This window comes from Mesorhizobium sp. M7A.F.Ca.US.002.01.1.1 (assembly GCF_004022955.1).
Taxonomy (GTDB): Bacteria; Pseudomonadota; Alphaproteobacteria; order Rhizobiales; family Rhizobiaceae; genus Mesorhizobium; species Mesorhizobium ciceri.
The window spans coordinates 1-4677 of sequence record NZ_RZQE01000462.1 but is presented as its reverse complement, the minus strand read 5'-3'; the positions used below and the strand labels follow the sequence as shown (position 1 = coordinate 4677).

Annotated in this window: 7 protein-coding genes; all 7 read right to left on the bottom strand. The window is 62.5% G+C overall.

Annotation, left to right across the window (positions count from 1 at the left end; genetic code table 11):
- Nucleotides 1-514, bottom strand: a 514-nt coding sequence (locus EN932_RS29655) for a twin-arginine translocase subunit TatC (protein WP_164890676.1), incomplete at its 3' end; no start/stop codon positions are given.
- Complete coding sequence (tatB, locus tag EN932_RS29650; RefSeq protein WP_128369281.1) at nucleotides 511-1311, bottom strand: Sec-independent protein translocase protein TatB; 801 nt, start codon at nucleotides 1309-1311, stop codon at nucleotides 511-513. The genes EN932_RS29655 and tatB, both read right to left, overlap by 4 nt.
- Before the next feature lie 30 nt (nucleotides 1312-1341).
- Complete coding sequence (locus EN932_RS29645; RefSeq protein WP_013531295.1) at nucleotides 1342-1563, bottom strand: twin-arginine translocase TatA/TatE family subunit; 222 nt, start codon at nucleotides 1561-1563, stop codon at nucleotides 1342-1344.
- Nucleotides 1564-1733: 170 nt separating this feature from the next.
- Entirely contained in the window at nucleotides 1734-2501 is a 768-nt protein-coding gene (gene scpB / locus EN932_RS29640; protein ID WP_013531294.1) for an SMC-Scp complex subunit ScpB, read from the bottom strand.
- Nucleotides 2498-3298, bottom strand: coding sequence for a ScpA family protein (locus EN932_RS29635; RefSeq protein ID WP_013531293.1), 801 nt, complete (start codon nucleotides 3296-3298; stop codon nucleotides 2498-2500). The genes scpB and EN932_RS29635 overlap by 4 nt, the downstream gene beginning before the upstream one ends.
- A 61-nt stretch (nucleotides 3299-3359) precedes the next feature.
- A complete protein-coding gene (gene nagZ, locus EN932_RS29630) occupies nucleotides 3360-4379 on the bottom strand; it encodes a beta-N-acetylhexosaminidase (protein WP_013531292.1) in 1020 nt (339 codons plus the stop codon).
- Between the two features lie 132 nt (nucleotides 4380-4511).
- Nucleotides 4512-4667 (bottom strand): SPOR domain-containing protein, encoded by a 156-nt coding sequence (locus EN932_RS39605; RefSeq protein WP_281058726.1) that lies wholly within the window; start codon nucleotides 4665-4667, stop codon nucleotides 4512-4514.
- Between the last annotated feature and the right edge of the window lie 10 nt (nucleotides 4668-4677).

Sequence of the window (4677 nt, the reverse complement as noted above, 5' to 3'; positions counted from 1 at the left end):
CCTTTGGCAGCAGCGAAATCTGCACCTGATCGTCGGTGCCGGCCTGCTGCATGGCGAGGAAGAACCACATCACCATCGGCGTGAAGAAGAAATAGACCAGCGACGCACCCATCAGGAACAGGATTGGCGACGCGATCAGGAACGGCAGGAAGGCGTTGCGCTCGTTCTTGTAGAGGCCGGGCGCGATGAATTTGTAGATCTGCGTGGCGATCAGCGGAAAGGCGATCACCATGCCGCCGAACATGGCGAGCTTGACCTGCGTGAAGAAGAATTCCTGCGGCGCCGTGTAGATCAGCTCGACCTTGTGCGGATCGAGGCCTGCCCACTGCGTCGCCCATTTGAACGGGACGACCAGAAGGTTGAACAGCTTCTTGGCGAAGAAGAAACAGACCAGGAAGGCAACGAAGAAACCGCCCAGCGACCAGATCAGCCGCCGGCGCAGCTCGATCAGATGCTCCATCAGCGGCGCCGACGATTTCTCGATCTCGTCCTTTTCGGTGTCCGAAACGCTCACTTGGCGGCTCCAGCCGTCTTCTTGGCCGCCGGCTTCTTGGCCGCAGCAGGTTTCGGTTCGATTTTCGCCCCCGTCTTGGTCGCTACGGTCTTGGACGCGATCACCTTGGCCGCAGCGGGCGTCTTGGCCCTGGGCGTTTCAGGCATTGCCGCCGTCACCGGCTTCGCTGGCACCTTGGGCGCAGGCGTGGCCTTAGCGGTGACCGTTTTTGCAGGAGCTTTAGCGCCATTTGCCGAAGCCTTTATAGCCGGCGTCGCCCTTGACGGTGCAGGCTTGGCTGCCTTCTTCGCCGTGGACGCCATCGGCGCCACGACGGGTGTCGTCGGCACCGATGACGTCGCCACCGATTCGTCGGTCATCGCCGGGAAAATCGGCGCTGCCGGCGCTGCTTCCGGTCCGTTGACGCCGGGCATGGTCGTTGCACCGTTCTTCAGCGGCTCGGCCGCCTGCGGGGTCGAAGCGGCTGGCGTTGCCGGATCGGCTGCCGGCTTCGGCTTCATCGCCGCGTCGACGCCGGAGCGAACGTCGGCCGCGGCCTGTTCGAACGGATTGAGCTGCTTCCTGATCTCGGCCATCGGGCTCATGCCCCTGAGCTCGTCGACGGACTTCTTGACGTCGTCGAGCTCGGCTTCCTTCAGCGCCTCGTTGAACTGTTTCTGGAAATCGGATGCCATGGCGCGCAGCTTCGCCGTCGTGCGGCCGAAGGTGCGCAGCATATTGGGCAAATCCTTGGGCCCGACGACCACGATCATGACGATCGCGATGACCAGCATTTCGGTCCAGCCGACTTCAAACATGACACTCTGTTCCGACTAGAACCTTTGGGCTCAGCTCTTGCTGGCCTTTTCCTTCGCGGCCGCAACGGTCTCGTCGGCACGATGTTCGACGGTGCGCTTGTCTTCGGCAACGTCGTCGTCGGCCATGCCCTTCTTGAAGCTCTTGATGCCCTTGGCCATGTCGCCCATCAGCTCGGGAATCTTGCCGCGGCCGAACACCAAAAGCACGATCACCAGCACGATCATCCAGTGCCAAATCGAAAATGAACCCATAGCAAATCTCTCTCGAATGTTTTCCCTGGCGATGATCTATGCGTTTTCGCGTTGGGATTCAAACACAACTGCGACAGAGTTTATGAAAGGGTGGCGGATGTCACGCATTTTCGACGTGGCGGCCCCGCTACGAATCCGCGCATCCTCGACAGATCGGCCGCCAACGCCAGTCAATCTTCCGTGACGCGCGGCGTCAGCAGGCCGAGTTCCTCGAGATCGATATCGGTCAGCGCATCCTCGTCGTCGGTCAATGCATCGGGATCGGCCGGCGGCTGCGGAATGGAGAAATTCGACGGCATGCGGCCCGAAAGCAGGCCGGCCCCCTTCAGTTCCTCCATGCCGGGAAGATCGCGGATCTCTTCCAGCGCGAAATGGTCGAGGAAGGTCTCCGTGGTGCCGTAGGTGACCGGGCGTCCGGGTGTCTTTCGCCGACCGCGCATGCGCACCCATTCCGTTTCCAGCAGCGTGTCGAGCGTGCCTTTCGAGGTTTCGACGCCGCGGATGTCCTCGATCTCGGCACGCGTCACCGGCTGGTGATAGGCGATGATCGCCAGCACTTCGAGGGCCGCGCGGGAGAGCTTCCTTTGCTGGACGGTATCCCTGCTCATCAGGAAAGCCAGGTCGCCGGCGGTGCGGAACGCCCAGGCATCGCCGACACGCACCAGATTGACGCCGCGTCGCGCATAGATCTGCTGCAGTTCGGCCATGGCCAGGGCGATGTTGATGCCGTCCGGCAGGCGTGCCGCAAGCTGCTTTTCGCTGACGGGTTCGGCGCTGGCGAACACGATCGCCTCGGCCATGCGCACAGCCTCGGCCAGATGCAGTCGCTCGGCCGGGTTTTGTAGCTGCTGCTCGGCCGGATCCTGGGAAAGCGGGCCCTCTTCGGGTTCATCGCCGACTTTGAACGGGACAACCGAAGCGTTGGCGCGTTCGCTCATGATGCCACCTCGACTGCCTTGATTGTCTGCGTTCGGCCGCGCAGGTAGATCGGCGCGAACGTCTGATCCTGCCGCACATCCATCTTGCCTTCGCGCACCAGTTCCAGCGTGGCAGCGAACGAGCTCGCGATCGCCGTGCGCCGCTCCTCGGGACTGGTCATGTACGCGATCAGAAAACTCTCCATCGTCGTCCAGTCGCTCACGGCTCCCACAAGGCGGGTCAGGATGTCGCGCGCGTCCTTGAGCGACCAGACACCGCGCCTGGCGATGGTCACATTGTTGATCGCCTGCTTCTGGCGCTGCTGGGCATAGGCGGTCAAGAGATCGTAGAGCGAGGCAGAATAGGCGTTGCGCTTTTCGATGATGACCATTTCCGGCATGCCGCGCGCGAACACGTCGCGGCCGAGCCGGTTGCGGTTGACCAGACGCGCCGAGGCGTCGCGCATGGCTTCCAGCCGCTTCAGTCGGAACTGCAGCACCGCCGCCAGTTCCTCGCCGCTTTCGCCCTCGTCGCCTGGCTGCTTGGGGATCAGGAGCTTGGACTTGAGGAAGGCCAGCCATGCCGCCATCACCAGATAGTCGGCGGCAAGCTCCAGCCTGAGCGCCCTCGCCGTCTCGACAAAGGTCAGATATTGCTCGACCAGCGCCAGGATCGAAATGCGCGCCAGATCGACTTTCTGGGTGCGGGCAAGATGCAGCAGAAGATCGAGCGGACCTTCGAAGCCGGCCACGTCGACGACCAGCGACGGGTCGCCGGTGACGCGTGAATCGTCATTTTCGGCCCACAGACGGTCCATCGGTGCGGCCTTCGCGGCCTTGCTTTCCAATGTCTCCGCCACTGCCTGTCACTTTCCCTTGCTATGCCACCGCATCGAAGTAGGTGGCGAATTCGGCGCGTATTTCGGTTTCTTCGACCGTGTCACGGTCCTTTATATAGGTCAGCGCCCGCTTGGCGCGCTCCAGCGACGTGCCCTCAAGCCCAGTGGTGCGCGATGCGATGCCGGCCATCTCCTCGAAAACGCCGTTGCAGTGAAGGACCAGATCGCAGCCCGCCGCAAGGATCGAGGCCGCCTTTGTCGGGAAATCCCCAGAAAGTGCCTTCATCGATGTGTCGTCGCTCATCAGCAGTCCGTCGAAGCCGATTTCGCGCCGGATGATCTCGTCGATGACCTTGCCGGAGGTGGTCGCCGGATTGTTAGGGTCGATCGCGCTGTAGACGACATGCGCAGTCATCGCCATCGGCAGATGGCTAAGCTCCTTGAACGGGGCGAAATCATGCCGCTGCAGATCACTGAGCGAGGCATTGACCACTGGCAGTTCAAAATGCGTGTCGGCAAAGGCACGTCCATGGCCCGGAATATGCTTCATGACCGGCAGCACGCCGCCCGATATCAGCCCTTCCGCGGCTGCGCGGCCGAGCTCGATCACGGGTCGCGGGTCCTTGCCGTAGGCACGCGCGCCGATGACATCGCTGGCGCCTTCGATCGGCACGTCGAGCACCGGCAGGCAATCGGCTGTGATGCCGTAGCGTAACAGATCGAAAGCATGCAGCCGCGCCATCAGCCAGGCCGCGCGGGCGCCGGCATCATGATCGTCGCGCCACAGCGCGCCCAGCGCGCCGCCGGCGGGATAATTCGGCGCCAGCGGCGGCCGCAAGCGCTGCACACGGCCGCCTTCCTGATCGATGAACACCAGCGCGTCCGGACGCCCTATGCAGTCTCGCATCTCGGCGACCAGATCGCGGATCTGTTCGGTCTCGCCGATGTTGCGCGCAAACAGGATGAAGGCCCACGGGCATTCATTGCGATAGAAATTGATTTCTTCGCGGGTGAGCGATTTCCCGGCGCAGCCGAGGATCATGGATTTTGATTCGGTCATGTCGGCAGTTTAGGGCTTTGTGCGATCAAAGGGAATCGCCAGGGATTCATCCACGGCAACGCCGGATATGCTTTCCCCATGAAAAAAGCCGGCGCGGTGACCGCGCCGGCTTTCAATCGGTTGGCTCCGGCTTTAGCGCGAGACGAAGCAGTTGCCGCCGGCGGCCTTGTAGCTGGTGCACAAATTGATCGCGTCATTGCGTGACTGGGCCGGAACGCGCACGCGGTAGAACGTGCCTTTGCCGGCGATCTCGGCCTTGACGATGTTGGCGGTACGCCCGGCAAGCACGCTGCCATAG